Raw genomic sequence first — 1,572 nt, forward strand, 5'->3', positions numbered from 1 at the left:
GTCAACTAAGTTTTTTATTTCGTTTGCCGCATTTTGCGTTATTGCATCGGCGACTTGTTCTATATTACACCTCTATAGTCTAATCGTCAACACCTTTTATTCAATTAATAATAAAAATAATTCCAAAGGTATTTTTTATATTAATTTCAGTTATTTATTTTCTCTATTTCAATGAAAATAATAAAAAAGGACATCTCATTACATACAAGACGTCCTTTTAATTAAACATTATATACATGCACTTATAAACCTTAACAATCTTCATTCTCTTTAATATTTCGATCGCCTAACATAAATAAATTAATTAATTTACTTTTATCTGCCCATAGCACTCCAAATAAGACTAAGCCACCGCCTATTACTATTCTCCATGTTAATGATTCATTTAATAGAACAATTGAAGCAACAATACTTATTAATGGTAATGCATTTAAATATAATCCACTTACTGATGCAGCAACTCTCTCTAGTGCTTTATTCCAAAACCAATATGCTAGAATTGTCGCCCCAATAACAAGATACATCACACTAAGTCCAGTCTTCCACGTTTCAACCTTTGGGAAACCATAGTAAAAAGTTTCTATCATCGCAAATGGTAATAAAATCAACGCTCCAATAATTAAAGTTAATGTTGTAAAAACCTTGTTTGATAGATACTGTTCCTGTTTTGGCCGTTTTAACAATACCGTATAGAAAGCAAATAAGAAAGTACTTAATAAAATAAGGATATCTCCTATTAAAGACACCTCTTGATCGACATTATTAGATGGAATAGTAATAAGAAGCACCCCTATAACCCCTAATATAATACCTATCCAATAATTCAGCTGAATTTTCTCTTTCAAAAATAACGCCGAAAAAAGTATTGTAACTAGCGGTAACGCAGCATCTATGATACTAACATGTAATCCACTTGTTAAAGAAATGCCGTAGGATGTGAACATAAAGTATCCAGCTACACCAGTAAAAGATAACAAACTCATTCTTTTCCATGGAATATATTTATGTACAACCGCTTTTTGTAGTTCGTTAAATGAGAAAAGCATACAAATTCCACCCGCAAAGAAAAGACGAATAAACAACAAAGTAAATGGTTGAATGGATTCTAATGCCCACTTCGTTGGTGCAATTGCCGTCCCCCATAATATAACAGCCACTAATAACATACATATTTCCTTCATAATCCCCCACACCCATCAAAAAATATATATTAACTACCTTAATTATAGATTTTTTCTTATATAAAATCCTTTAAAAACACAAAAGGTTATGCGAAAAAGAGCTATCTAGCTCTTTTTCGCATAACCTTTTCATATAAGATCTAAAACATCCTTATTCATACTACAACTTAATCAACACAAAAAGGTAATTCTTACCTTCAACTACTATTTAAAAGTATTAACTTTATAACCTTTTTATCGCCTTATCATCCAAATTTATTTTAAACAGCCTCTATTTCATTCTTTTTCTTCTTTAGCGTCATTCAATTTATGGGTTTTAACATTTGGTAAATAAAAATAAACACAAAAAAACCTAAGTCGAAACGACTTAGGTTTTTGCTTGGCGACGTCC

Annotated in this window: 1 protein-coding gene; it reads right to left on the reverse strand. The window is 30.7% G+C overall.

The genetic code is table 11. The annotated features are described in order from the left end of the window. Positions 1-251: 251 nt before the first annotated feature. A complete protein-coding gene (locus tag JDS80_RS30565) occupies positions 252-1,166 on the reverse strand; it encodes a DMT family transporter (RefSeq protein WP_199640805.1) in 915 nt (304 codons plus the stop codon). Positions 1,167-1,572: the final 406 nt, after the last annotated feature.

The organism is Bacillus cereus group sp. N8 (genome assembly GCF_016483685.1).
Classification (GTDB): Bacteria; Bacillota; Bacilli; order Bacillales; family Bacillaceae_G; genus Bacillus_A; species Bacillus_A proteolyticus.